Origin of the sequence: Rhodoferax sp., assembly GCF_044236835.1 — a bacterium.
Lineage (GTDB): Bacteria > Pseudomonadota > Gammaproteobacteria > Burkholderiales > Burkholderiaceae_C > Allorhodoferax.
This window is the reverse complement of sequence record NZ_JBIIGC010000009.1, coordinates 77,056-101,067: the sequence shown is the minus strand read 5'-3', so window position 1 is coordinate 101,067 and position 24,012 is coordinate 77,056. Positions and strand designations below refer to the sequence as shown.

General features: G+C 62.7%; 24 protein-coding genes. 8 read left to right on the top strand and 16 right to left on the bottom strand.

Annotation, left to right across the window (positions count from 1 at the left end; genetic code table 11):
- Positions 1-7 precede the first annotated feature (7 nt).
- The 4 genes from guaA to ACILRC_RS08210 are packed head-to-tail and all read left to right on the top strand — an operon-like array spanning position 8 to position 4,904.
- Entirely contained in the window at positions 8-1,618 is a 1,611-nt protein-coding gene (guaA, locus tag ACILRC_RS08225; RefSeq protein ID WP_395668880.1) for a glutamine-hydrolyzing GMP synthase, read from the top strand.
- 7 nt (positions 1,619-1,625) lie between these two features.
- On the top strand, positions 1,626-3,008 hold the full coding sequence (gene tadA / locus ACILRC_RS08220; protein WP_395668879.1) for a tRNA adenosine(34) deaminase TadA: 1,383 nt from the start codon (positions 1,626-1,628) through the stop codon (positions 3,006-3,008).
- 7 nt (positions 3,009-3,015) lie between these two features.
- On the top strand, positions 3,016-3,930 hold the full coding sequence (locus ACILRC_RS08215; protein ID WP_395668878.1) for an LD-carboxypeptidase: 915 nt from the start codon (positions 3,016-3,018) through the stop codon (positions 3,928-3,930).
- Positions 3,931-3,986: 56 nt separating this feature from the next.
- Positions 3,987-4,904, top strand: coding sequence for an adenylate/guanylate cyclase domain-containing protein (locus ACILRC_RS08210; RefSeq protein WP_395668877.1), 918 nt, complete (start codon positions 3,987-3,989; stop codon positions 4,902-4,904).
- A 219-nt stretch (positions 4,905-5,123) separates the two neighbouring features.
- Here ACILRC_RS08210 and ACILRC_RS08205 read toward each other — a convergent pair whose 3' ends face one another.
- From ACILRC_RS08205 to mltG, 6 genes are read right to left on the bottom strand one after another with little or no spacing between them, the layout of a single operon-like run.
- Entirely contained in the window at positions 5,124-5,756 is a 633-nt protein-coding gene (locus tag ACILRC_RS08205) for an ankyrin repeat domain-containing protein (protein WP_395668876.1), read from the bottom strand.
- A 23-nt stretch (positions 5,757-5,779) separates the two neighbouring features.
- Positions 5,780-6,574: a TatD family hydrolase gene (locus ACILRC_RS08200; protein WP_395668875.1), complete on the bottom strand. Its 795-nt coding sequence runs from the start codon at positions 6,572-6,574 to the stop codon at positions 5,780-5,782.
- A complete protein-coding gene (locus tag ACILRC_RS08195; protein ID WP_395668874.1) occupies positions 6,575-6,934 on the bottom strand; it encodes a PilZ domain-containing protein in 360 nt (119 codons plus the stop codon).
- A gap of 7 nt (positions 6,935-6,941) precedes the next feature.
- The gene (locus ACILRC_RS08190) at positions 6,942-7,964 is read right to left on the bottom strand and encodes a DNA polymerase III subunit delta' (protein ID WP_395668873.1); all 1,023 of its coding nucleotides are present in this window, start codon (positions 7,962-7,964) and stop codon (positions 6,942-6,944) included.
- Entirely contained in the window at positions 7,961-8,587 is a 627-nt protein-coding gene (tmk, locus tag ACILRC_RS08185) for a dTMP kinase (protein ID WP_395668872.1), read from the bottom strand. Before tmk ends, ACILRC_RS08190 begins: the two co-directional genes overlap by 4 nt.
- A 13-nt stretch (positions 8,588-8,600) precedes the next feature.
- A complete protein-coding gene (gene mltG, locus ACILRC_RS08180; RefSeq protein ID WP_395668871.1) occupies positions 8,601-9,596 on the bottom strand; it encodes an endolytic transglycosylase MltG in 996 nt (331 codons plus the stop codon).
- Between the two features lie 47 nt (positions 9,597-9,643).
- Between mltG and ACILRC_RS08175 the strand changes: the two genes are divergently transcribed.
- Positions 9,644-10,564: a YgfZ/GcvT domain-containing protein gene (locus ACILRC_RS08175; RefSeq protein WP_395668870.1), complete on the top strand. Its 921-nt coding sequence runs from the start codon at positions 9,644-9,646 to the stop codon at positions 10,562-10,564.
- A 55-nt stretch (positions 10,565-10,619) separates the two neighbouring features.
- Positions 10,620-11,246 carry a protein phosphatase CheZ gene (locus ACILRC_RS08170; protein WP_395668869.1) on the top strand — a complete coding sequence of 209 codons (627 nt, stop codon included), beginning with the start codon at positions 10,620-10,622 and terminating at the stop codon, positions 11,244-11,246.
- Here the strand turns inward: ACILRC_RS08170 and ACILRC_RS08165 are convergent.
- Positions 11,232-12,218 (bottom strand): alpha/beta hydrolase, encoded by a 987-nt coding sequence (locus tag ACILRC_RS08165; RefSeq protein WP_395668868.1) that lies wholly within the window; start codon positions 12,216-12,218, stop codon positions 11,232-11,234. The two genes, ACILRC_RS08170 and ACILRC_RS08165, sit on opposite strands and share 15 nt — an antisense overlap.
- Positions 12,219-12,285: 67 nt before the next feature.
- Between ACILRC_RS08165 and ACILRC_RS08160 the strand changes: the two genes are divergently transcribed.
- Positions 12,286-13,422 carry an iron-containing alcohol dehydrogenase gene (locus ACILRC_RS08160; RefSeq protein WP_395668867.1) on the top strand — a complete coding sequence of 379 codons (1,137 nt, stop codon included), beginning with the start codon at positions 12,286-12,288 and terminating at the stop codon, positions 13,420-13,422.
- A 37-nt stretch (positions 13,423-13,459) separates the two neighbouring features.
- On the opposite strand, the gene ACILRC_RS08155 is transcribed toward ACILRC_RS08160, so the two are convergent.
- From ACILRC_RS08155 to ACILRC_RS08140, 4 genes are read right to left on the bottom strand one after another with little or no spacing between them, the layout of a single operon-like run.
- Positions 13,460-14,554, bottom strand: a complete 1,095-nt coding sequence (locus tag ACILRC_RS08155) for a phospholipase (protein ID WP_395668866.1) — start codon at positions 14,552-14,554, stop codon at positions 13,460-13,462.
- 6 nt (positions 14,555-14,560) lie between these two features.
- The gene (locus tag ACILRC_RS08150; protein WP_395668865.1) at positions 14,561-16,981 is read right to left on the bottom strand and encodes a Tex family protein; all 2,421 of its coding nucleotides are present in this window, start codon (positions 16,979-16,981) and stop codon (positions 14,561-14,563) included.
- Positions 16,982-17,007: 26 nt separating this feature from the next.
- Positions 17,008-18,630 (bottom strand): polyphosphate:AMP phosphotransferase, encoded by a 1,623-nt coding sequence (gene pap, locus ACILRC_RS08145; protein WP_395668864.1) that lies wholly within the window; start codon positions 18,628-18,630, stop codon positions 17,008-17,010.
- A gap of 39 nt (positions 18,631-18,669) precedes the next feature.
- Entirely contained in the window at positions 18,670-18,840 is a 171-nt protein-coding gene (locus ACILRC_RS08140; protein WP_395668863.1) for a hypothetical protein, read from the bottom strand.
- A 112-nt stretch (positions 18,841-18,952) separates the two neighbouring features.
- Here ACILRC_RS08140 and ACILRC_RS08135 point away from each other — a divergent pair, with 112 nt between their 5' ends.
- A complete protein-coding gene (locus tag ACILRC_RS08135; protein ID WP_395668862.1) occupies positions 18,953-19,906 on the top strand; it encodes a histone deacetylase in 954 nt (317 codons plus the stop codon).
- Here ACILRC_RS08135 and ACILRC_RS08130 read toward each other — a convergent pair.
- Genes ACILRC_RS08130 through ACILRC_RS08110 form a run of 5 tightly spaced genes read right to left on the bottom strand, consistent with a single transcriptional unit; the run spans position 19,903 to position 24,009 of the window.
- Positions 19,903-20,811: an SDR family oxidoreductase gene (locus tag ACILRC_RS08130; RefSeq protein WP_395668861.1), complete on the bottom strand. Its 909-nt coding sequence runs from the start codon at positions 20,809-20,811 to the stop codon at positions 19,903-19,905. The genes ACILRC_RS08135 and ACILRC_RS08130 overlap by 4 nt on opposite strands.
- A 26-nt stretch (positions 20,812-20,837) precedes the next feature.
- Positions 20,838-21,263 (bottom strand): PaaI family thioesterase, encoded by a 426-nt coding sequence (locus tag ACILRC_RS08125; RefSeq protein ID WP_395668860.1) that lies wholly within the window; start codon positions 21,261-21,263, stop codon positions 20,838-20,840.
- Positions 21,264-21,273: 10 nt separating this feature from the next.
- A complete protein-coding gene (locus tag ACILRC_RS08120) occupies positions 21,274-21,999 on the bottom strand; it encodes an ABC transporter ATP-binding protein (RefSeq protein ID WP_395668859.1) in 726 nt (241 codons plus the stop codon).
- Positions 21,999-22,784 carry an ABC transporter ATP-binding protein gene (locus tag ACILRC_RS08115; protein ID WP_395668858.1) on the bottom strand — a complete coding sequence of 262 codons (786 nt, stop codon included), beginning with the start codon at positions 22,782-22,784 and terminating at the stop codon, positions 21,999-22,001. The genes ACILRC_RS08120 and ACILRC_RS08115 overlap by 1 nt, the downstream gene beginning before the upstream one ends.
- Entirely contained in the window at positions 22,777-24,009 is a 1,233-nt protein-coding gene (locus ACILRC_RS08110; protein WP_395668857.1) for a branched-chain amino acid ABC transporter permease, read from the bottom strand. Before ACILRC_RS08110 ends, ACILRC_RS08115 begins: the two co-directional genes overlap by 8 nt.
- Positions 24,010-24,012 lie beyond the last annotated feature (3 nt).

The window sequence follows — 24,012 nt, the reverse complement described above, 5'->3', positions numbered from 1 at the left end:
CCGCACAATGCACCACAAAATCCTCATCCTTGATTTCGGCTCGCAAGTCACGCAGCTCATTGCCCGACGCATTCGCGAAGCCCATGTGTACTGCGAAGTGCACTCCTGCGACGTGAGTGACGACTGGCTGCGCGAGTATGCGCACGATGGCTCGCTCAAAGGCGTCATCCTCTCGGGCAGCCACGCTAGCACTTACGAGGCGCAGGACTTGCGGGCGCCTGAAGCGGTGTACGCTTTGGGCATTCCGGTGCTCGGTATTTGCTACGGTATGTTCACCATGGCGGTGCAACTCGGTGGCACTGTTGCACCCAGCGACAAGCGGGAGTTCGGCCACGCCGATGTACGCGCCCACGGGCACACGCGACTGCTCGCTGGCATTGAGGACTACACCACGCCTGCGGGTCAAGGCATGCTTAAGGTCTGGATGAGCCACGGCGACAAAGTGACGGCGCTGCCGCCCGGCTTCAAAACCATGGCCAGCACCGAGAGCTGCCCGATTGCCGGCATGGCCGACGAGTCCCGTGGTTTCTACGCACTGCAGTTCCATCCTGAGGTAACGCACAGCGTGCAAGGCGCGGCGATTTTGCGTCGTTTTGTGTTGGAGATTTGCGGTGCCAAAGCCGATTGGGTGATGGGCGATTACATCGCGGAAGCGGTGGAAAAAATCCGCGCCCAAGTGGGCCAGGAAGATGTCATCTTGGGCTTGTCGGGTGGAGTGGACTCTTCGGTGGCGGCTGCCTTGATTCATCGCGCCATTGGCGACCAGTTGACCTGCGTGTTTGTGGACCACGGCTTGCTACGCTTGCATGAAGGCGACAGCGTGATGAACATGTTTGTGGGCAAGCTGCACGCCAAGGTAGTGCGGGTAGACGCCGAGGCGCAGTTTCTGGGGCACCTGGCCGGTGTCACCGACCCCGAGGCCAAGCGAAAAATCATAGGACGCGAGTTTGTCGAAGTCTTCAAAGCCGAAGCCGCCAAGCTTAAGAGCGACCAAGCGCGGCATGTGGCATGGCTGGCCCAGGGCACGATTTACCCTGACGTCATTGAGTCCGGCGGCGCCAAGACCAAGAAGGCGGTCACCATCAAGAGCCACCACAATGTGGGCGGCCTGCCCGAGCAACTCGGGCTCAAGCTCTTGGAGCCGCTGCGGGACCTTTTTAAGGACGAGGTGCGTGAACTCGGCGTGGCACTGGGCCTACCGCACGACATGGTGTATCGGCATCCATTCCCCGGACCGGGCCTGGGGGTGCGCATTTTGGGCGAGGTCAAAAAGGAATACGCCGACTTGCTGCGCCGAGCGGATGCCATTTTTATCGAAGAGCTCCGGGCCCACGTCGAGGCTGACAATGGCCAGAGTTGGTATGAGCGCACCAGCCAAGCGTTTGCCGTGTTCTTGCCCGTCAAAAGCGTGGGAGTTATGGGCGATGGGCGTACCTACGACTACGTGGTGGCATTGCGCGCTGTGCAGACCAGCGACTTCATGACCGCCGATTGGGCAGAGCTGCCCTATGCGCTGCTGAAAAAGGTTTCCGGGCGCATCATCAACGAGGTCAAAGGCATCAACCGCGTGACCTACGACATCAGCAGCAAGCCACCGGCCACCATCGAGTGGGAGTGACACCTCGGTGAACGGGGCCGACCACCAGTTCATGCTGCTGGCGCTAGGCCAAGCGCAGGAGGCATTGCGCTGTGGCGAAGTTCCGGTGGGCGCGGTGGTGGTCAAAGATGGAGTGGTGGTCGGTGTCGGGCACAACACCAGCGTCTCGGATACCGATCCCACTGGACACGCCGAGGTAGTGGCGCTGCGCGCGGCTGCAAGGACGCTGGGCAGCCACCGACTCGATGGTTGCACCCTGTACGTGACCTTGGAACCCTGTGCCATGTGTTCTGGCGCAGTTCTGCACGCGCGGCTGGACCGCTTGGTCTACGGTGCGCCCGACCCCAAAACGGGCGCTGCAGGATCGGTGATCAATGTGTTTTCTAACACCCAGCTCAACCACCACACAGCGGTACAGGGCGGTGTTCTCGCCGATGCATGCGCTTCGGTTTTGCGCAACTTCTTTGCGGGATTGCGGGAGCAAAAGGCCGGCGAGAAAGTGGGCGTGCGCGAGGATGCGTTGCGCACATCCGAGGCCCGCTTTGATTCACTGCCAGCCTACCCCTGGGAACCGCATTACCGCACCGATCTGGCGCAGATTGCTGGCCTGCGCCTGCATTTCCTTGATGAAGGCGATAACGGCGCGCCGCTGACCTTCTTGTGCCTGCACGGCAACCCCGGTTGGAGCTACCTGTACCGCAAGATGATTCCGATCTGGACGCGTGCCGGCCACCGGGTGGTGGCGCCCGACCTGATTGGCTTTGGCAAAAGCGACAAGCCCAAGCGCGAGGATTTTCACAGCTTCGAATTGCACCGCAGCTACCTCCTGGACTTCGTTGAAAAGCTTGCCTTGGAGCGTGTGGTCTTGGTGGTGCAAGACTGGGGCGGTCTGCTTGGGCTCACCCTGCCGATGGCCGCACCGCAGCGCTACTGCGGGTTGTTGGTGATGAACACCTGGCTGGCGACGGGTGAGGTGCCTTTGCCCCCAGGTTTTCTGGATTGGCGCTCGATGTGCGAGCGCAAGCCAACTTATGGCGTGGGCCGCTTGTTCGGACGCGGCAACCCCCATCTGTCTGCCGCTGAGTGCGCCGCCTATGAGGCGCCGTTCCCCGATTCAGGCCACCGTGCAGCGCTGCGTGCCTTTCCGCGCTTGGTGCCGCAGCACCCAGCTTCACCAGGTGCTGCGGTGTCACGCGAGGCCGCTCGCTTCTGGTCCACGCAATGGCTGGGCCGAACACTGATGGCGGTGGGCGCGCAAGACCCGGTGTTTGGGCACGAGGTCATGCAAGGCTTGCGCCGTACCGTGCGCGGTTGCCCCGAGCCCATGGTGATGACTGAGGCCGGGCACTTTGTGCAGGAGCATGGGCAAGCAGTAGCGGAGGCCGCATTGGCGGTTTTTCACAGCGGATAATCCGCCGGTGGCAAAACACATCTACATCTATTCCCCCTCCGGCGCCGTGCGCGACAAGGCGGCGTTCAAGCGTGGCGTCAAGCGGCTAGAAGCCATGGGGCACAAGGTGGAAATCGATCCGGATGCACTGCGCAGCAGCACCCGCTTTGCGGGCGATGATGCCTGTCGCATTGAGGCTATCCACCGTGCCGCGGCCAGTGGCGCCGATGTCGCACTCATCTCACGCGGTGGCTACGGGCTTACCCGCATTCTTGACCAACTCGACTACAAGGCGATCGCCAAGTCGATTTCCCAAGGAACGCAGTTTGTTGGCATCAGCGACTTCACCGCCTTACAGGCGGCGTTGTTGGCGAAGACCAAGAGCATGACCTGGGCAGGCCCCGCGCTGTGCGAGGGGTTTGGCGCACAGCCCGAGCCCGACGAAATCATGGAGGCGTGTTTTGATGAGATGCTGTCCGGACAAGGGGAGGGGGTTGGTTGGCGGCAACCCTTGGGTGCATCGGTCGAACCCTATTTCGTCGAAAACGCCATGCTTTGGGGTGGCAATCTCAGCGTGCTGTGTTCTCTCCTTGGTACACCGTTTTTTCCCAAGGTAAAGGCTGGCGTGCTCTTCCTGGAGGACATCCATGAGCATCCGTACCGAATCGAACGCTTGCTGGCCCAGCTGCTCCATGCTGGCGTGCTGGGCCAGCAAAAGGCCCTGTTGTTGGGACAGTTCACCGGCTACAGCTTGGGCGCGCACGACAGGGGCTTCACCATGAAGTCCGTGGTGCGCTGGCTGCAAGACCGCCTGCATGTACCAGTCCTGACCCAGCTGCCCTACGGCCATGTCCAGACCAAGGTTCTCTTACCTGTAGGAGCGAAAGTGGACCTCGCGGTAGAAGGGCGAGACGTGCTCGTGGCCTGGGGACACGTGGTTTGATTGCGGTAAAGCGAATGCCCTAAACTATCCGCAATACAAATCAGAGGGACCGATGGATGGGCGTACACGCGACCGTGGTGTTTACCGACTTGCATGGCAGCACCGGCGTATTCGAGGCGCTGGGCAATGCACGCGCCACCGAGACCATCACCCAAATTACAGATTGGATTGCGCTGCAGGTGATTGCCCAGGGGGGCCGCGTTGTAAAAACATTGGGGGATGGCGTTTTGGCGCTTTTCCCAAACGGCCAAAGCGCCATTACCGCCGTAGTCGAGATGCAGCGGCTCCACACCGCAACCATGGTCAAAGGCCCCAAAGAGGCGGCCCTTCCGGTGCGCATTGGCGTGGCCAGCGGCGATGTGGAAATGGTTTCGGGTGACTGCTACGGCGATGCCGTGAATGTTGCCGCCCGGTTGTGTGACTTGTCCGGACCCAACCAGATTTGGGCTAATGCCGCATCTCTGGCGGGTGTAGCAGAGGACCATGGTGTGACCTTCCGCATATTGGGACCCATCAGCATACGGGGCCGCGCAGAGCCTTGCACCGTGTACCAGATCGAATGGCATGAGGGTGAAGCGTCCGAGTTCTTGACCATGCAGGGCAGCATCGACCCTTTGCTGTCGACAGGCGATGGCGAGGCCGCAGCGCGCGACATTGCTTTGACTTGGAACGGCACATCCAAGGTGTTTAGTTCGTACGAACTACCCATCCACATTGGCCGTGTACGCAACGTGGATTTCATGGTCAACGACCCACGTGTGTCCCGCATTCATGCGCGCCTCGAGTGGCGCAACGGAAGCGTGCTACTGGTGGACCTAAGCAGCTACGGCAGTGCGGTACGGTTCTCAGACTCCACCAGTTCGGAGGTTTTGCTGCGCAGAGATGAGTGTGTGCTGCACGGTGAAGGCGAACTGGCTTTCGGCGCCTCTTTTTCCGACGCAACTGCTCCAACAGTGGCCTTCAAGATCCAGTAACGTTTCGCGACCATTCACCGCGTGTTGGTCGCGTTGAGACGGGGTGATAGAAGCAGAAGCAGACTTGGACTTAGCAGTACCTTCACGATATGTATTTTATTAACATAATATACATCGTATAAAGTACTAAGGGCATCCCGACTAGGAACCCCAGTCGCAAAGCGCGCTGAGAACACGGCCGATCAGCAATGTTGGCGCACAAACGGCCGCGGTATGAGCTCACCAAGTGCCTTTGGGGCGGATGCCGCGCAATGCGGCTGCAATCAGTTCGATTGAGTCTGCCTGGCCACCTTGCTGCGCGAAGTTCAATGCAGTCAAACCCAGGCTGTTTTTGAGCGTGGGGTCTGCACCGCCGTCAAGCAGCGCCTTAACCGACTCCGGGTTCCCGTAGAGCGCCGCCATCATCAGCGGCGTAGTCAGGTTGGGCGACTCCGCGTCGGGGTACGCATAATGCTCTAGCAACAGGTTAATCACATCCACATGGCCGTTGGCAGCGGCATAGTGCAAGGGTGCCCACCCGGGCTTGTAAACATCAGCGTCGCGCGCGATAAGCTGCTTGCACAAGTCGAGGTAGCCCTTGAGCGCGGCGAACATCAACGCGCTCTCGTCCTGCAGAGTGCGGGTTTCCACCTTGATATCAGGTGCAGACAACAGCACCTGCACTGCCTTGAGTGAGCCCAGGCGAACCGCCAAGCCCAAAGCGTATTGCCCCTCGGGATTGACCGTATTGGGGTCAAAGCCACGGTTCAGCAGATCGGTGATAACCGCAGGGTCGTCTGTCCTGATCGCCTTGAAAAAATCTTCGTACGACCCTGCATGAGCCGAAGAAAAACCAATAAAAACAACGCTCAAAAGAACTTTTTTAATGAAATACATTAGCTAACAACCTCGCGAAATAGAGTGCTGAAATTATCGCTCGTAACTTCAGCCACCGTCTGCAATGCGATGCCTTTTGTCTGGGCCACCTGCTTAGCAACCCAAGGCACCATGGAAGGATTGTTGGTCTTGCCCCGAAACGGCACCGGTGACAAGTAAGGGCTGTCTGTCTCAATCAATAGGCGGTCAAGGGGCACCATGGCTAGCACATCGCGTATGTCTTGTGCGGACTTGAAGGTCACGATGCCCGAAAACGAGATATAAAAACCCAAGTCGAGCGCAGCCCTAGCAACCTCCATGGTCTCGGTAAAGCAGTGGAACACCCCGCCAGCGGAGCCGCTGCGACCGTCCTCGCCCTCCTCACGCAAGATGCGCAACGTGTCGGATGAGGCGCTGCGGGTGTGGATGATGAGGGGTTTGCGCAGTTGCTGCGCCGCGCGTATATGTACCCGAAAGCGCTCACGCTGCCATTCCATCTCCTGCAGCGTGCGGCCGTTGAGGCGGTAGTAGTCCAGCCCAGTCTCTCCGACGGCAACCACTTTGGGGAGCCCACCGAGTCGAAGTAAATCCTCAAGCACGGGCTCCTGCACATTCTCGTTGTCCGGGTGCACCCCCGCGCTGGCCCAGAAGTTGTCGTAGCTCAGAGCCAATTGGTGGACGATTTCGAACTCTTCTAAAGCAGTGCATACGCACAGCGCGCGCGACACCTGTGCCTCGTCCATCAAACGACGTATGGGCCCAATGGCATCGGCAAGCTCGGGGAAGCTTAGGTGGCAATGTGAGTCGGTAAACACTCAGATGGTCTGGGTTGGTCGCTCAGAAGCCAACAGCGCGCCCAATATCTCTTCGATCTTGATTCGCAAAGCGCGCGTCTTTTCGTCGTTTGGGAACATGATGCCAACGCCCTGGGTGCGTCCACCAGCCGACTTAGCAGGCGTGACCCAAGCGACTTTGCCGGCCACCGGGTAGCGCTGTGGGTCGTCGGGCAAGGACAAGAGGACGTAGATATCGTCCCCCAATGCGTACTCCCTGGAGGTCGGTATGAACACCCCCCCGTCAGCAAAGGCGGGGATGTAGGCGGCATACAAGGCCGCCTTCTCCTTGATGGAGAGCTGGATCACACTGGGGCGGGGGGTGGTGGGAGTTGCGCTCATGGGACCTTTATTTGTGGGCGGAGTTTAGGGTGGATTGCGCGCACGCCACAAGCGCCTCTTGCATCAATCCGCCGTTCCAAGGATGTTCCATAGTCCGACGAGCACGTGCCAATTGCGCACTCCAACCGGTCAGGGCCGCAAGCCTTGGCCGCCCCAACGCACGCAGGCAATCGGATTCAAAAAACCGCGAGGGGGCTCCGACCTGGCAGGCACACAGGTCGTGACACAACTTTTGCAACCCGTCAATTAGCCGGCGAACAGGCCAGTCGCGCACGAACTCGGTGTCACCTCGCGCGATGGCTGCCGGAAATCCAGCCCACTTTTGCGCCGCACCATCCAAGGTCAGCAGATCCATCGCATCTTCCGGACGTCCGCCGGCTGCGCGCAGCAAAGTAATGGCGTCACCAGACTGCACGCCACACTGTTCCAACCACTGCAACGCCTGCGCTTGGCTGGGCCATGCCATCGTGTGGCTCAGGCATCGACTACGGATGGTAGGCAAAAGTTGATGTGCCGACTCGGTAGCTAACAAGAACCTCACATCGCCTGGCGGCTCCTCCAGCGTCTTCAGCAGCGCGTTGGAGGTCACTGGATTCATCTTTTCTGCCGGAAAAATCAGCACCACCTTGCCACGCCCGCGCGCGCTGGTGCGCTGTGAAAATCCAATGGCATCGCGCATAGCTTCAACGCGAATCTCTTGACTCGGCTTGCGCTTTTTCTCGTCAATTTCGGTCTGAGCTTTCTCAGGCAGCGGCCAAGCCAGCGCCAACAGCGCCGTTTCCGGCATCAGAACACATAGGTCTGCGTGGGTTCGAACGTCCACTGCATGGCAACTGGCACACTGACCGCAAGCACCTTGCGGCGTGACCGACTCGCACAGGAACGCTTGCGCCAAAGCCAGTGCTAGACGGTACTGGCCCAATCCGGAGGGGCCTTGCAGCAGCCAAGCATGCCCGGACTGGCGCAGCAGTTGCTCCGTCTGCTGTGCAATCCACGCAGGGTTGGTAGAGTTCTGGACGGCGCTGCTCACGTCAGAAATCCCCTGCGGCGCACGGCGTCCAAGACGCCATCCCAGACCCGATCGGCGGCCTGGTCGGCATCGATCCGTGCAAAGCGCCCGGCGCCCTCGGCGCAGCGGCGCGCATAGCCTTGCGATACGGCATCAAAAAACGCCTCGGGTTGCGACTCAAATTTGTCAGGTACCCGTGCGCCAAGCAGACGCCCGGCCGCCACCGATGTTGGCAAGTCAAACCACAGCGTCAAGTCGGGCTGCACCAGAGGCCCAGCGGATTGCACCCAGCGCTCCAAAGTCTGGAGCATGTCCCAGTCCACGCCCCGTCCGCCACCCTGGTAAGCGAAGGTAGCGTCGGTAAAGCGGTCGCACAACACCACCTCACCGCGCTGCAATGCGGGCACGATGACTTGGGTCAGGTGATCGCGGCGGGCTGCAAAGGCAAGCAAGGCCTCAGTGATCGGGTCCATGGGGTCATTGAGCAGCATGCTGCGTAAGCGCTCCGCCAGATCGGTGCCACCGGGTTCGCGACTCAATGTGACTGCCCTACCCTGCGCAGCAAAACAGCGGGCCAGCCGCTCGATGTGGGTCGACTTGCCCGCGCCGTCGATGCCTTCAAAGCTGATGAATATGCCCGCCATGTGTCGTCTCTAGTTAATCCGCGCGCGCTTGTTGCTTGCGCTGATAGCGGTTGACCGCCCGATTGTGGGCATCCAAGGTCGCGCTGAACTCGCTACTGCCGTCGCCGCGGGCCACGAAGTAAAGCGCGTTGGACGCCTGTGGCTGCACCGCCGCCAAAAGTGCCGCCTTGCTCGGAGCGGCGATCGGTGTAGGCGGCAAACCCGAACGGGTGTAGGTGTTCCATGGCGTGTCGGTAAGCAGATCTACGCGGCGCAAGTTGCCGTCAAATTGCGCTCCCATGCCATAGATCACCGTCGGGTCGGTTTGTAGACGCATGCCGATGCGCAGCCGGTTGTGAAACACCGAGGCCACCATGGCGCGGTCACGCTCCAAACCCGTTTCCTTTTCGATGATGCTGGCCAGCACCAGTGCCTGTTCGGGGCTGTTCACCGCAATGCCGGGCTGGCGTTGTGCCCATGCCAGGGCCAGCTTCTTTTCCATCGCGTGCATGGCGCGCACCAGCACCGACAGATCGGTGGCGCCTTTCGAGTAGGTGTAAGTGTCCGGGAAAAACCACCCCTCGGCGGGCACACCGGGCTTGCCGACTCGCTCCATGATCGCCTCGGCGCTCCAACCCGCGGTCAGGGGCTGCAGACCGTCGGCTTGGCGCAGTGCGTCCCGCATTTGGGCAAACGTCCAGCCCTCCAGGAGGGTGACGCTGCGCAGCGATTGCTCGCCGCGCACCAGCTTTTGCAACAGCGAGCGTGGCGTGGTGCCGCTGCCCAGCTCATAGTTGCCCGCCTTGATGTTGCGCGACTGGCCGGACAGGCGAAACCACCAGTAAAGAAGCGAAGCTGGCGTGCTGCCCTGGCTGGCCACTGCTTGGGCTACTTCTTGTGCGCTGCTGCCAGGCTCCACCGCCAACTCAACCACGTCCTGCGAGAGGCCCAAAGGCGCGTGCATCCACCACCATGCCAGCGCAGCGCTCGCCAGCAGGATAGAAGCTAACAAAACGGCGAGTCGGCGCACAGCCCTAAGATCCAAACGAGTGCATCCGAGGAATCATAATGGACCGCATGAGTAGCACCCCCAACCCACCCAACGGCATCGCAGCGCTTGCGCACCTCGGCGTCATCCGGCTCCAGGGCGAGGACGCAGCCAAGTTTATCCACGGCCAATTGACCCAAGACTTCGCGTTGTTGGGGCCGGACCAAGCGCGCTTGACCGCCCTGTGCACGGCCAAAGGCCGTATGGTGGTGAGTATGGTCGGCATCAAGCCCAGCGCCAGCGAGGTATTGCTCATTTGCAGCCAAGACATGCTGGCGGTCACCATCCAGCGGCTGTCGATGTTCGTGTTGCGCGCCAAGGTGCGCATCAGCGACGCCAGCACCGAACTGGCCTTGTATGGTCGCGTAGGCGCGGCCACGGCAAGCGCGCCGGGGCTTGCCCTGTGGGGTGTGCAACACACAGAAGCAGGCACGGTTATTCAACTACCCGCCGCCGACGGCGTGCCCCGCCAGATGGATCTGCGCCCTTCGCAGGCACCCGTGCCCGCAGGCCCCTGCCTGCCGCCTGGACTGTGGGCTTGGACCGAGGTACGCAGTGCGGTAGCCACGGTGGGTGCAGCGGTCTCGGAGGCCTTTGTGCCGCAGATGCTGAATTACGAATCGGTGGGCGGGGTCAGTTTCAAAAAGGGCTGCTACCCCGGTCAGGAGGTGGTGGCGCGCAGCCAGTTTCGCGGCACACTCAAACGCAGGGCCTTCTTGGCGCATTTCTCGCAGGCCGTCGCTGCGGCCGACCCCGTGGTAGACGCCGCCGACCCGGAGCAACCGGTGGGCATGGTGGTGCAGTCCGCCGAGTCGCCAGACGGCGGTTTTGATGCGATTGTGTCCATGCAATTGGAAGCCGCGCACAAAGACACCTTGCATGCCCGCAACGCTGCGGGCCCCCGCCTGCACTGCCTGCCCCTGCCCTACCCTTTGCTCGAAGATGTGTGATGGCGGTGTGTAAACTGTGCAACACCACAGCGCGACTACAACGGGGTAACTAACGATGTCTTCATCACTCAGCAAAGAAGAGGCCTTTGCGCGGTTGGGCTCGATCACGCGGGAAATGCACGAGGCCTTGACCGCTTTGGGTGGGAACCAACTCAACGAAATCGTCCGCGAAATTCCCAACACCCGCGACCGCTTGGCCTATGTGGGAAAGATGACCGAAGACGCGGCCAACAAAGTGCTGGGCTTGGTCGAAGTCGCCAAACCCGAATGCAACGATTTGAGCCGCCGCGGTGAGGAGCTTGCGCAATCGCTGCTGCGGCTGGCGCAGTCCGAGGACATGACGGTGGAACAGGCCCGTGGCCTGATGCTGACTTGCAGCAAGTTCGCCCAAAACACCGCCAAATTCGCCAGTGATCAGGGCACAGTGCTCAGCGACATCATGATGGCGCAGGACTTCCAAGACCTCTCGGGACAGGTGATCAAGAAGGTGATTGACATCATCACCAAGACCGAGCTGCAACTGGTACAACTCTTGGTCGAAAGCGCGCCGTACAAAGAGCAAGAGCCAGTACCTGACACCCCTGCCACGGTGGACACCCACGTTTTGCAGGGCCCGCAAACCGCCGACACCGCGCTCAAGCAAGACGACGTGGACGACCTGCTGGCCTCACTGGGCTTCTAGCTGGAAAGCGCGCCGCAGCGCGCGTGCCGCATCGGCGTGGGCCTGTGCCGCTTGGGGCAGTGCGCGGCCCATTTTGATGAACTCGTGTACCACGCCCCGGTAGATCTCCAGGTCCACCGCCACGCCAGCGATCCGCAGCGCATCCGCGTAGGCAATGCCCTCGTCCGCCAAGGGGTCGCACTCGGCCAAGCCGATCCACGTGGGCGCCACGCCACTGAAATCCACAGACTGGCCGTCAGGACGCAAGCCGTCCAATGGGGCAAACCGCCAGTCGTCCCGGTCAGCGGGGTTGCGCAGGTAGTGGCCAAAAAAATAGTCGATCGCCACGTCTTCTAGCAAAAAGCCCCTGCCAAACATGCGGTGCGACGCGGAGTTTTGGTGGCCGATGGTGCCGGGGTAGAACAGCAGTTGCAGTGCCAGCTCGATTCCGGCATCCCGCGCCTGCACTGCGCACGCAGTGGCGATCGTGCCACCAGCACTGTCGCCACCCACCGCGACGCGGTCTACATCCAGACCGTGTTCAGCGCCATGGCGTACCAGCCACTGCACTGCATCCCAGCAGTCGTTGTGCGCGGTGGGGAACTTGAACTCCGGTGCCAGTCGGTAGTCGAGCGACAGCACCGCACAGCCAGTCAAATGCGCCAAACGCCGGCACAAGATCTCGTGGGTCGCCACGCTGCCGACCGTGAAACCGCCACCGTGAAAATAGACCAAGACCGGCAGCGCTGCGGCGGTGGGCACCAGCAGTTTTGCGTCCAGCAAGTGACCGTCCCGGGCGGGAATGCGCAGATCCTCTGCGCGCGCCATCGCTTGGCTTGGCAGCTCCAGCACATCGGCACGGCTCGCGTAGGCGGCCTTGGCCTGCTCGGGCGCCATCGCATGCAGCGGCACGGGATTGGCCTGGGCCATGCGCGCCAGCAGCGTGCGCATGGCGGGTGTCAGCAGTGCGTGGGGGTTTCTGGGGTGGCTCATGCGCGAACGGCTTGCTACAGTGGCTTGCCCGTCGATGCTACACGTCGGCATCCCAAGCGAGCCCACCATGTCATTGATCTTCTACATCACCCAAGTCCAGTTCGAGTTCGGTGCAGTGCGCCTACTGCAGCAGGAGTGCCAGCGCGTGGGCATCCAGCGGCCCTTGGTCGTCACCGACGCCGGTGTACGCGCGGCCGGGGTACTGCAAAAGGCGCTGGATGCATTGCCAGATGTGCCCGTGTCGGTCTTCGACCAGACCCCCTCCAACCCCACCGAAGCGGCAGTCCGCGCTGCCGCCGCGCACTACCACGCGCACCAGTGCGACGGCTTGGTGGCAGTCGGTGGCGGCTCGGCCATCGACTGTGCCAAAGGCGTGGCCATCGCTGCCACCCACAGCGGTCCATTGGCCCATTACGCGACGATTGAAGGTGGGGCGCCCCGCATCACGGAGCGGGTGGCGCCCATCATCGCCGTGCCCACCACCAGCGGCACCGGCAGCGAGGTGGCGCGGGGTGCCATCGTGATCGTGGACGACGGCCGCAAGCTAGGTTTCCATTCGTGGCACCTAGTGCCCAAGGCTGCCCTGTGCGACCCGGAGCTGACATTGGGTCTGCCGCCCTTGCTCACGGCCGCCACCGGCATGGACGCGGTGGCCCACTGCATTGAAACTTTTTTCGCCAGCGCCTTCAACCCGCCAGCCGACGGCATCGGGCTCGACGGGCTGCAGCGCGCTTGGGCGCACATCGAGCGCGCCACCCGCAACGGCGCCGACCGCGAAGCCCGCATGCAACTCATGAGCGCGTCCATGCAAGGCGCCATGGCGTTTCAAAAAGGCTTGGGTTGCGTGCACAGCCTGAGCCACAGCTTGGGCGGCATCAACCCTCGCTTGCACCATGGCACTTTGAATGCAGTTTTTTTGCCTGCTGTGATCGCATTCAATGCGCACGCCGAGTCGGTGCAAAAGGAGCAGCGCCTGCAACGCATGGCGCAGGCCATGGGTTTGTCCTCGGGCAGCGATGTGGCGGATGCCATCCGCGACATGAACGCGCGCCTGGGATTGCCGCGCGGGCTCTCGGATCTGGGCGTGGAGCGGTCGCAGTTCGATGCCACCATCGCCGGTGCCTTGGCCGACCACTGCCACAAAACCAACCCGCGCAGCGCATCTGCCCAAGATTACCGCGACATGCTGGAGCGTTCGCTCTAGCCCTTCTGCGCTGCTCCATCAGCCGCAATCCGCCCGGTCAACCCGCCCGTGCGGGCGTCAGTTCCCGCACCAGTGACATATCGGGCCGCTCCAGCCACGCCGCAAACTCTTGCGCCAACTGGACACTGGCAGACACCGCCGCCGACCAGGCGCGGACCCGGGCGGCCAGGTCGTTGCCGTAGAACACAAAGTCATGCCGATCAGGTAGCTTGCCGTTGGGCAAGGTTTTGACCCATTCGGGGTTGGGCGCCAGCAGCAGCATGGTGTCCAGAAACGGCGTGGGCCGGTGCCGCCACGCCAGCGATTTGTCCAGCCAACCGGGTACCACCTGGGCCTGGAAATGCGGGTACAGCACGATGGCTTGCGGCTTCTGCGACGGGTAGTCCAGGTGCAAGTGGTAGTCGGTGATACCGCCGTCCCAGTACGCACCGGTGGGCGCGCCGGGAATGTCGTGTACCGCCTGCAACACAAAGGGAATGGAACAACTGGCTTGCAGCGCAGGGCTGAAGTTGGCTGCAGACAAAGCCACCTGGCGGGTGGCAAAGTCGTCGGTGCCAAAAGGCAAGGCGGCTTGCTGGCTGGAAAACACCACCCGTTCCAGCCAGGCGCCCAAGCTTTTGCGCCGCACCGCGTTGCTCACAAACGCACCCGCATAGCCCAAGGGCGTGGCCCAGCGGTGTTCGCGGCGCAGCAGGTGGCGACCGCGCGAGGTCACGATATGCAGGCGGTAGCGCGGATGCTGAAGTACCTGCTCCAGGTGCGAACCGAAAAAATCCTTCAGGTTGCGACCAAAGGTGTCGCTGACCTGCTGGGCGCTAGGGCGTTTTTGGCCTGGTGCGAGTTCGTAATGCTGGTGGATGTAGTCGTGCTCCAAGCGCGCAAAACCGGCCTGTGGCTGGGCCATGCAGGCGGTCGCCATGCGCCACGCTCCAATGGAGGCACCCACCAAGTCCACCGAGTGGGTACTGCGCGCCAGCCAGTCACCAAACAGAAAGCGGTCCAAGGGGCCCAGCAGCAGGCCCTTGGGGCCACCGGCTGCGGCCGCAATCGTGCCCACATCCTGCGCCCGCAAGCCGTTGCGGGCCAGCCAAGCCCGGGCTGTCGTTCCTGCGTACAAGTGGAGCGCGCGCACGGGCTTTTACCGGTAGAGTTTCGCGAAAGCCTGGGCCATCGCCGATGGTGTCTCTGCCCGCGTCCCCGCGGCAGCGCCCGTCCGCCCGGCTGCGGCCTGCGCTGGGCGCTGTTGCGCCCGGGTAGCGCCCTGAAACCGGTTATCCGCCGCCCGGTCCGCACCTGCTGCATTGCCCGGTTTGCCAATTTTCATGCTCAATGCAATGCGCTTGCGCGGACCATCCACCTCCAGCACTTGCACTTTGACAATGTCCCCGGTTTTGACCACCTCCCGCGCATCGCGCACAAAGGCGTGTGCCAGTTGGCTGACGTGAACCAAGCCATCCTGGTGCACACCAATGTCGACAAACGCACCAAACGCCGCCACGTTGCTCACCGTGCCTTCCAACACCATGCCCTCGCGCAGATCCCCCAGGTCGTTGACGCCTTCAGTGAACCGCGCCACCACAAAGTCCGGGCGCGGATCGCGGCCAGGTTTCTCCAGCTCCAAGACAATGTCTTGGACCGTCACGGTGCCAAACTGTGGCGTTGCAAAGGCCTCGGGGCGCAGTGTTTTGAGCAGGTCTGTGCGCCCCATCAGTGCGTCAATGGGCTTGCCGGTATGGGCCAGAATGCGCTCCACCACGGGGTAAGTTTCCGGGTGCACGCCAGTACAGTCCAGCGGGTTGCTGCCGCCGCGAATGCGCAAGAAGCCCGCACTTTGCTCAAAGGTTTTGGTACCCAGCCCGGTCACTTTGAGCAGGTCTTGGCGGCAGGCAAAAGCGCCGTGGGCCTCGCGCCAGCGCACCACCGCCTTGGCCACCGTACCCGACAAGCCCGACACCCGGCCCAAGAGCGGGGCGCTGGCGGTGTTGAGGTCCACGCCAACGGCATTCACGCAGTCTTCCACCACCGCATCCAGGGTTTTGGCCAGCTCGCTTTGGTTGACGTCGTGCTGGTACTGGCCCACGCCAATGCTTTTGGGATCGATCTTGACCAGCTCGGCCAAGGGATCTTGCACCCGTCGGGCAATACTGGCGGCACCCCGCAGGCTCACATCCACATCCGGCATTTCCTCGGAGGCAAATGCGCTGGCCGAGTACACCGACGCCCCCGCCTCACTGACCACCACTTTCTCGATGCGCTGTCCACCCTGGCTGGCCAGTTGCCCTAGCAGCTCAGCGGCCAGTTGGTCGGTCTCGCGGCTGGCCGTGCCGTTACCGATGGCCAGCAGGTTCACGCCGTGGCGCTGGCACAGGGTTGCCAAGGTGTGCAATGCACCGTTCCAGTCGCGGCGCGGTTCGTGCGGAAAGACAGTGGCAGTTTCCAGCAGCTTGCCGGTGCGGTCCACCACCGCCACCTTGACCCCGGTGCGAATGCCAGGATCCAAGCCCATCACCACGCGCTCACCCGCTGGTGCTGCCAGCAACAGGTCGCGCAGGTTGTCGGCAAACACCTTGATCGCCACTTTTTCCGCCTGTTCGCGCAAACGGGCGAACAGGTCGCGCTCGATGGACAGGCCCAGCTTGACCTTCCAGGTCCAGGCGACGCATTTGCGGATCAGGTCGTCAGCCGCTCGGCTTTGGTGGCTCCAGCCCAAGGCGCGGGCCAAACGCGCCTCGGCCAGCGACACCGGTGCTGCCGCCCGGCTCTTGGCTCCCGCCAAGGGGTTTGACGCCACGCCGGCCACCGTGCCCTCGGGCTCAGGCACCACCAGCTTGGCGTCCAGAATGTCCAGCGACCGGCCACGAAACACCGCCAGCGCCCGGTGGGAGGGCACGCGTGCAATCGGCTCGTCGTAGTCAAAGTAATCGCGAAACTTAGCGACCTCGGCTTGGTGCTCGTCCTTGTCCGCCCTGCGTTGTGATTGCAGCAGACCGCGCTCCCATAGCCACTCGCGCAGGTCCTGCACCAGGCGAGGATCCTCGGCCCAGCGCTCGCTGAGCAGGTCGCGCACGCCGTCGAGCACCGCCGCCACGGTGGTGAAGTCGTCGTCCGCCTCGGTTTTTTCACTGTGCACATAGGCACTGGCGGCTGCCGCAGGGTCCTGCGTGGGGTCGAAAAACAAGGCGTCTGCCAAGGGTTCTAGGCCAGCCGCGCGCGCGGCCATGCCTTTGGTGCGGCGTTTGGGTTTGTAGGGCAGGTACAGGTCTTCCAGCTCCTGCTTGGTCGGGGCATCAATGACCGCCTGGCGCAGTACCGGGGTCAGCTTGCCCTGCTCTTCGATGCTTTTGAGCACCGCCTCCTTGCGGTCTTGCAACTCGCGCAGGTAGGCCAGCCGGGTTTCCAACTGGCGCAGCACGATGTCGTCCAATCCGGCGGTGGCCTCTTTGCGGTAACGGGCGATGAAAGGCACGGTGGCTCCACCGTCCAGGAGGGCCACAGCGGCGTCGATTTGTGGGGTGCGCACACCCAGTTCTTGCGCCAATTGCGCGGTGATCTTGTGCATAAACCAATGGAAATGGGAGACGCGGGCTAGCTGCCGTGGCTGATTTTGGACAGGGATGGTGTTTTGCCGGATTTGGCGGACTTGGCGGCCTTAGGTGGTTTAGGCGGCTTGGACGTCCTAGACGGTTTGGGTGGCGCAACATCCAACACACGCTCCAAGGTATCGCACACGGCGCGCAGGATCTTGATGCGTGCATAGTTTTTGTCGTTGGCCTCGACCAGGAGCCACGGACATTCGGGGGTACTGGTGCGCTCGACCATGTCGCATATCGCTTCTTGGTACGCGTTCCACTTTTCGCGGTTGCGCCAGTCTTCCTGGGTGATCTTGAAGCGTTTGAAGCCCACCTCTTGGCGGCGCCCAAACCGCTTGAGCTGTTCTTCTTGGCTGATTTGCAGCCAAAACTTCATCACGATCACACCAGCGTCGTTGAGCTCTTGCTCAAAGTCGTTGATCTCACCGTAGGCGCGGTTCCAGTCCTTGGGCGCACAAAAACCCTCGATGCGCTCTACCAGGACCCGACCGTACCAGGTGCGGTCGAACATTCTGATCTGGCCCTTGCGCGGCAGGTTACGCCAGAACCGCCACAGGTGCGGCTGGGCGCGTTCCTCCTCGGTGGGCGCGGCCACTGGAACCACCTGAAACTGCCGCGTGTCGAGTGCACCGCTGATGCGCCGAATCACCCCGCCCTTTCCGGCCGCGTCCGCCCCCTCAAAGGCCAAAACCAAGGACCGCCCCAAGAACTCGGGCGTGCGCGCCAACACAGACAAGCGTCCTTGCAGCAAGGCCAGTTCCCGCTCATACACCACATCACTCAAGCACAGAGACAAATCCATCGCTGAAAGCACATTGCGCGATTGGGTTCCGGGCGCAAGCACCGCGGGTAGTAATGGAACGCTGGCCGGTACCTGCACACCCACCGGGTCGGCAGCAGCATCGGCTTTGGCTTGGTGCGCTGCCAACGCAGCCTGCACCAACTGTCCCACCCGCAAGGAGCGGTAGCGCTCGTCCGTGCCCTCCACCACCCGCCAGGGTGCCCATGCTGTATCTGTCATTCGCAGAAAGTGGCTGGCTACCGCATGCAGCTTGTCGTAGGTCTTCAGACGGTCCCAGTGCCACGGGGTGACGCGCCACGCCGTCAGCGGGTTACTTGCAAGGTCTTCGAAGCGCTTGCGTTGCTCGGCCTTGGTCAGATGGATCCAGAACTTCAGGATCAGCGCGCCCTCGTTGACCAACATCGCTTCGAAGCGGTTGATCGATGCAGCGCGCGCATCCAAGTCCTGTTGCGATATCTCGCCCTCGATGCGTTGGCGAATCGGTTCCGAATACCAAGAACCCGCAAACACACCAATGCGACCTTTGGGCGGCAGGGAGCGCCAATAGCGCCACATTGGCGGGCGTTCGCGCTCCTCGTCACTGGGCGTATCAAACGCCAGGGTGGAAAGGTAGCGCGGGTCCATCCACTCGTACAGCACGTGGATGGTTTCGCGCTTGCCAGCTCCGTCTTCCCCGCTGATGAGGATCAACACCGGGGTTTTTTTGTCGAGGACCAGCTTGGCCTGGGCCTCCAACAAAGCTTCCCGCAGCGGTGCAACCGCCTCACGAAACGCGCTTTTGCTGACTTTGTGGCCTAGCTCAGCGGATTCAAACATCGGATGCTGTGTGTCAGACCCGAACCGCTTCGCGAGCGATTAGCCGCCTTTGGAGGGGCGCTTGCCCGGGTTCTTTTTGCTGCGGGTCGATACGCCGCGCTCCAGGCTCACGCGCTGGCCGCGTCCACCCGTGGGCAGGGCGTATCCGTTAGGGGGAACCGGGCGGGGGGTGGCTTTGCGGTCAGCTTCGGTAACGATTTTGTTGCCCATGGGGTAGTCCAGAAAAAATGTGAAAGTACAGGGGCCGTATTGGAACATTTTTTAAGTCCCTTTCCGCCGACCCGCGCCTCGGAATCGAGGAGGCTTCCCGCACAATGGTCGGATGCAGGCGTTCTACAGCGACCACTTTGTCTTGCCCCTGCCCGCCGGGCACCGCTTCCCCATGGCCAAGTACCAACTGCTGCGCGAGGCGCTGCAGCGCACTTTGCCCGGCGTGCGTGTGACAGGCGCGACGGCCGCCAGCGACGGCGAACTCGCTTTTGTGCACCACCCCGATTACGTCGACGCCATTGCCTCGGGCTCCGTGCCAGCGGAGGTGCTGCGTGACATTGGTTTTCCCTGGAGCCTGGCCATGGCCGAGCGCGCGCGGCGCTCGGTGGGTGCCAGCCTGCAGGCCGCGCGGACAGCCATGCAGGAGGGCATTGCAGGCAATTTGGCTGGTGGTACCCACCACGCCTATGCCGACCGGGGTGCAGGCTTTTGCGTATTCAACGACCTGGCGGTCAGCGCCCGTGTATTGCAAGCCGAGTGGGGTCGACTGCCCGACGCACAAGGCGTGCGCCGCGCGCCGCTGCAGGTCGCCATCATCGACCTTGACGTGCACCAAGGCAATGGGACGGCGCACATCTTCGCGCGGGACGATTCGGTCTTCACGTTGTCAGTGCATGCTGAAAAAAACTTTCCGTTTGCCAAGGAGCGCAGCGACCTGGATGTCGCGCTGCCCGACGGCTGCACCGACGGTGACTACCTGGCTGCCCTTGATAGCGCGCTGCGCACCATGGAAGCCCGCTTCTCCCCTGGTTTGGTGCTCTACCTAGCGGGTGCGGATCCGTTCGAGCGCGACCGGCTGGGTCGGCTCAAACTGAGCTTTGAGGGTTTGCGCGCGCGCGACCAGCGGGTGTTTGACTGGTGCCATGCCCGCCGGATTCCCGTTGCTTTCGCCATGGGTGGCGGCTACGGCCACGATATCCACGAGACCGTGGCGGTGCAGCTTCAAACCTACGAGCTGGGCTTGGCACATTGGACGCGCTGGCGGGGGGAAGCCCAGCCGGACTAACTGCTGCGCAGTGCCTGGCGCAATTCCTGTCCGAGTTCTGGCCGCTCTGCAAAGGGGTCGGTGGGGTTGCGCGCCTGCAATACATCCTCCATGCGGGTTTGCACCGCTGCAATCGCTTTGGGGTGGCTGTAGATGTAAAACTGCCGGTCGCGCACTGCATCAAACACCTTGGCGGCCACTTCTGCCGCGCTGACCTTGCCGGCGCTCACGGCCTTGTCGCTCATGGCCTGGCCGATGCGTTGGCTGCGCGTGGGGCGGCTGCCTGCGGCCACCAGGTCGGCCGGGCGGTTGCGGTGGCTGTGGGCGATGCCGGTGGGTACGAAGTACGGGCACAAGACGCTGGCGCCCACCTGGTCGGTGACCAGGGCCAGGTCTTGGTACAGGGTTTCGCTTAACGAGACCACAGCGTGCTTGCTTACGTTGTAGACACCCATGTTGGGCGCGTTGAGCAAGCCCGCCATGCTGGCGGTGTTGACGATGTGGCCACGGTAGGCGGGGTCGTCCTCGGCGGCCTTGAGCATCATGGGGGTGAACACGCGCACGCCGTGGACCACCCCCATCACGTTGACACCAAGCACCCATTCCCAATCTTTCACTGTGTTTTCCCACACCAAGCCGCCGGAACCCACGCCTGCGTTGTTGAACACCAAATGGGGCACGCCAAAGCGCTCCAAGGTTGTCGCGCCCAATGCCTCCATGGCGTCCGCCTTGGACACGTCCATGCGCACGCCCAGCACCTGCGCGCCCGCAACCGTCAACTCGGCCACCGCCGCATCGAGCGCGTCTTGCTGCACGTCGACCAACACCAGGTTCATGCCCAGGCTGGCACCGATGCGGGCGCATTCCAGACCGAAGCCTGATCCGGCACCAGTAAGTACCGCGGTTTTGTTTCGAAAGTCGTTCATGGGGGCCTCCTAATTGGGTGGGAAGTCTAGTCGGTAGCTGGTTGTGAGCGGCGCACGCCGCGCGTGCCTATGGCCAAGCGGGTTAGGTATTTGAAGGTGCCGGTGGCCTGTGCGCAGGCCCGGCCTTGGGCGTCTCGCACAGTGGCTTGCGTGAACGCCAAGGTGGCGGTGCGGTGCACCAGCTCGCCTTTGGCAGTCAGCGGGCCCACGGCTGGTCGCATGAAGCTGGTCTTCATCTCGATGGTGACCACGCCCAGGTCCGGTGTGACGCTGCGCGCCGCGCTAGCCATGGCCACGTCCAACAGCGTCATGATCGCGCCGCCGTGGGTGACGTTGAAAGAGTTAAGGTGCTCGGCTTGGGGGTCAAAGCGCACGGCGCTGTGCCCACCCTCGAAGAGCAGTAGCTCAAAACCCAGCAAATTGACAAACGGAACATCGACACCAAACTGCATTGCTTTTCCCTCACACCAAAAGCCACTCCGACACCACATCGGCTTGCGCAAACACCTGCTCCGGCGTGCCTTGCGCCACGATGCGTCCTTGGCCCAGCACCACACAACGGTCGGACACCGACTGCGCGATGGTGCGCTTTTGCTCGATCAACAAAACAGCCAGCCCTTGCGCTCGCAGCTCACGCAGTAGGTTGGCAACCTGCGCCGCCGCCTGGGGTGCCAGCCCTTCGGTGGGCTCATCCACCACCAGCAATTGCGGGTTGCCCATGAGGGTGCGGCACAAAGCGAGCATCTGCTGCTCGCCGCCAGAGAGCACCCCAGCCAAAGTGTGCTGGCGCTCTCGCAGGGCCGCAAACATCTCAAGCACTGCATCCAGTGTCCAGGGTCTGGGCTGGACCTTGGAGCCGTGTGCTCCCCGGTGGACCGCCCGCTTTTGTCCCAGCAACAGATTTTGCTGCACCGTCAACCCTGGAAACACCTCACGCCCCTCGGGCACATAGCCCACGCCCAGGCCAGCGATGTCGTGTGGCGCGCGCCCGACGAGCTGCTGTCGGTTCCAAGTGATGGAGCCGCTGCAAGCCACCAGCCCCACCACGGCCTTGGCCAGGGTGGAGCGGCCCGCGCCATTGCGGCCCAGCACCGTCACGATCTCGCCGGCCGCTACCTGCAAAGACACGCCACGCAAGATCTGGCTGTGACCGTAGCCCGCATGCAGGTCCTCGATGTGCAATTCCATCACGCGCGCGCCCTGTCCGATGGGACGTCCAGCGCGCCGAGGTACGCTGCCTGCACTTTGGGATCGGCGCGCACCCGCTCGGGGGTGTCAACCGCAATGAAGGCGCCGGACACCAACACTGCGACCTTGTCCGCCAGCCCGAATACCACCTCCATGTCGTGCTCGACCATGAGCAGTGTTTTGCCCTGCGTGGCCTCACGGATGCGGGCCACCATACGCTGGGTTTCGCCCCGCCCCATGCCCGCAGTAGGTTCGTCCAGCAACAGCACCGGTGCGTCGCCGGCCAGCGCCATGCCCAGGTCCAAAGCGCGTTGGTCGGCATAGGCCAAGGCAGCTGCCGGCAGATCACGCAGCGGCTGCAAGCCCAGCGTGTCCAGTAAATGCTGCACCCGCGTGTTCACGCCGGCCAGTTTGGTCAGCCTTTGGAGCATGCCAGCGCGGTAGCCCAGGTGCCACAGTGCCGCACAGCGCAAGTTGTCTGTGACGGTGAGCTTGGGAAACACCTGGGTGATTTGAAAGCTCCTGGCCACGCCCAAACGGTGAATCTGGTGGGGAGGGAGACCCTGAAGGGGCCGTTGGTGCAGCAAAATTTGGCCGTCCGAGGGTGGGTAACGTCCAGTGACCAGATCAAACAAGGTGGACTTGCCAGCTCCGTTGGGGCCGATGATGGCAACGCGCTCGCCGGGATGTACGACCAGATTCGCACCCCGGATGACCTCGGTGGAGCCGAACCGCTTGGAGAGCCCGCGCAGCTCCAGCACCGGCAAGGAGGCGCGCTCAACCATGGTGGGTATCGCCGATCTGCTGCCAGCGCGGCGCACTGCGGCGCCACTGCACGGCCAGCGCGCAGGCGCCCACTGCGCCGGCTGCCGCGGCCAGCGTCCAAGTACCTGGCGCGCTGGTGTCGAGCTGCATGCCCAGAAAACGCAGTACCGGCCCCACCGAAGCCGCCAGCTGCCGGTGGTACACCATCTCAATCAGGAACACCAACCCCAAGCCAGCTGCGGCTGCACTGGGCACCAGCGGCACCAAGAGGCCCAGCCTTTGCGGCAGCTGGCCGGTGCGCACCCACTGCCATAGGGTGTGGAAGCAACCCGCCAACCCGCCTGGCACCCACAGCACCACCGCGACAAACAGCAAGCCCAGGTACAACAACCAAGCTTGGGTTAAGCCGCTAAGCAACACGGTACAGAGCACCATCAACACCCCGCCCAGAACCGGCCCCATGAACGCGCCGCTACCGCCTAAGGTGGTAAACAACAAATAGGCACCGGACTTACTGGCCGCCAACGCCTCGTGGTTCACCGTCTCAAAATGGATAGCGCCCAGCGCGCCAGCGATCCCGGCAAAAAAACCAGCCACGACAAATGCCTGGTAGCGCATGCGGTGTGGGTCAAAGCCAATGCACGCTACGCGCTGGGGGTTGTCCCGCACCGCATTGAGCAAACGGCCCCAGGGCGTGAAGGTGAGCAGGTACAGCGCAGCGGCGCACAACAGCGCGTAGGCAGCAATGAGGTAGTACACCTGCAGCGCCGACCCAAATGTCCAACCCCACCAAGCCGGTGCCAGCGTCCGGTTGGCCGAAATGCCGGCCTCGCCACCAAACCATTGCGGCAGCATCAATGCAGCGGCGTAGACCAACTCGCCCAAGCCCAGGGTGATCATGGCAAACACCGTGCCCGGCCTGCGGGTGCACAACCAGCCCAGCAAAGCAGCCAATGTCATTCCAGCAAGACCGCCCACCAAGGGCAGCAGGGGCAATGGCAGCGCCCAGGGCGCGCCGACGCCGGCGTTGAGAACGTGGATTGCCACAAACGCACCGGCGCCGGTGTAGGTGGCGTGGCCAAAGCTCAGCATGCCGCCCTGCCCCAGCAACAAGTTGAACGACAGGCAAGCCAGTACCGCGACCCCGATCTGCGACAGCGTGCTCAAGCCCAAGGAGTCGCCCCAGACCCAAGGCGCAACCCCGACCAAACCGCAGGCCACGAGCCAAACGCAGGCTTGGCGCATGGC

Bases quoted from the DNA above. Each gene is read 5' to 3' on its own strand.
- guaA (WP_395668880.1), top strand. From the start codon at position 8: ATGCACCACAAAATCCTCATCCTTGATTTCGGCTCGCAAGTCACGCAG.
- ACILRC_RS08140 (WP_395668863.1), bottom strand. From the start codon at position 18,840: ATGGGCAACAAAATCGTTACCGAAGCTGACCGCAAAGCCACCCCCCGC.
- ACILRC_RS08170 (WP_395668869.1), top strand. From the start codon at position 10,620: ATGTCTTCATCACTCAGCAAAGAAGAGGCCTTTGCGCGGTTGGGCTCG.
- ACILRC_RS08150 (WP_395668865.1), bottom strand. From the start codon at position 16,981: ATGCACAAGATCACCGCGCAATTGGCGCAAGAACTGGGTGTGCGCACC.
- ACILRC_RS08175 (WP_395668870.1), top strand. From the start codon at position 9,644: ATGAGTAGCACCCCCAACCCACCCAACGGCATCGCAGCGCTTGCGCAC.
- tmk (WP_395668872.1), bottom strand. From the start codon at position 8,587: ATGGCGGGCATATTCATCAGCTTTGAAGGCATCGACGGCGCGGGCAAG.
- ACILRC_RS08125 (WP_395668860.1), bottom strand. From the start codon at position 21,263: ATGCAGTTTGGTGTCGATGTTCCGTTTGTCAATTTGCTGGGTTTTGAG.
- ACILRC_RS08130 (WP_395668861.1), bottom strand. From the start codon at position 20,811: ATGAACGACTTTCGAAACAAAACCGCGGTACTTACTGGTGCCGGATCA.
- ACILRC_RS08210 (WP_395668877.1), top strand. From the start codon at position 3,987: ATGGGCGTACACGCGACCGTGGTGTTTACCGACTTGCATGGCAGCACC.
- ACILRC_RS08165 (WP_395668868.1), bottom strand. From the start codon at position 12,218: ATGAGCCACCCCAGAAACCCCCACGCACTGCTGACACCCGCCATGCGC.
- pap (WP_395668864.1), bottom strand. From the start codon at position 18,630: ATGTTTGAATCCGCTGAGCTAGGCCACAAAGTCAGCAAAAGCGCGTTT.
- ACILRC_RS08115 (WP_395668858.1), bottom strand. From the start codon at position 22,784: ATGGTTGAGCGCGCCTCCTTGCCGGTGCTGGAGCTGCGCGGGCTCTCC.
- ACILRC_RS08110 (WP_395668857.1), bottom strand. From the start codon at position 24,009: ATGCGCCAAGCCTGCGTTTGGCTCGTGGCCTGCGGTTTGGTCGGGGTT.
- ACILRC_RS08160 (WP_395668867.1), top strand. From the start codon at position 12,286: ATGTCATTGATCTTCTACATCACCCAAGTCCAGTTCGAGTTCGGTGCA.
- ACILRC_RS08135 (WP_395668862.1), top strand. From the start codon at position 18,953: ATGCAGGCGTTCTACAGCGACCACTTTGTCTTGCCCCTGCCCGCCGGG.
- ACILRC_RS08195 (WP_395668874.1), bottom strand. From the start codon at position 6,934: ATGAGCGCAACTCCCACCACCCCCCGCCCCAGTGTGATCCAGCTCTCC.
- ACILRC_RS08120 (WP_395668859.1), bottom strand. From the start codon at position 21,999: ATGGAATTGCACATCGAGGACCTGCATGCGGGCTACGGTCACAGCCAG.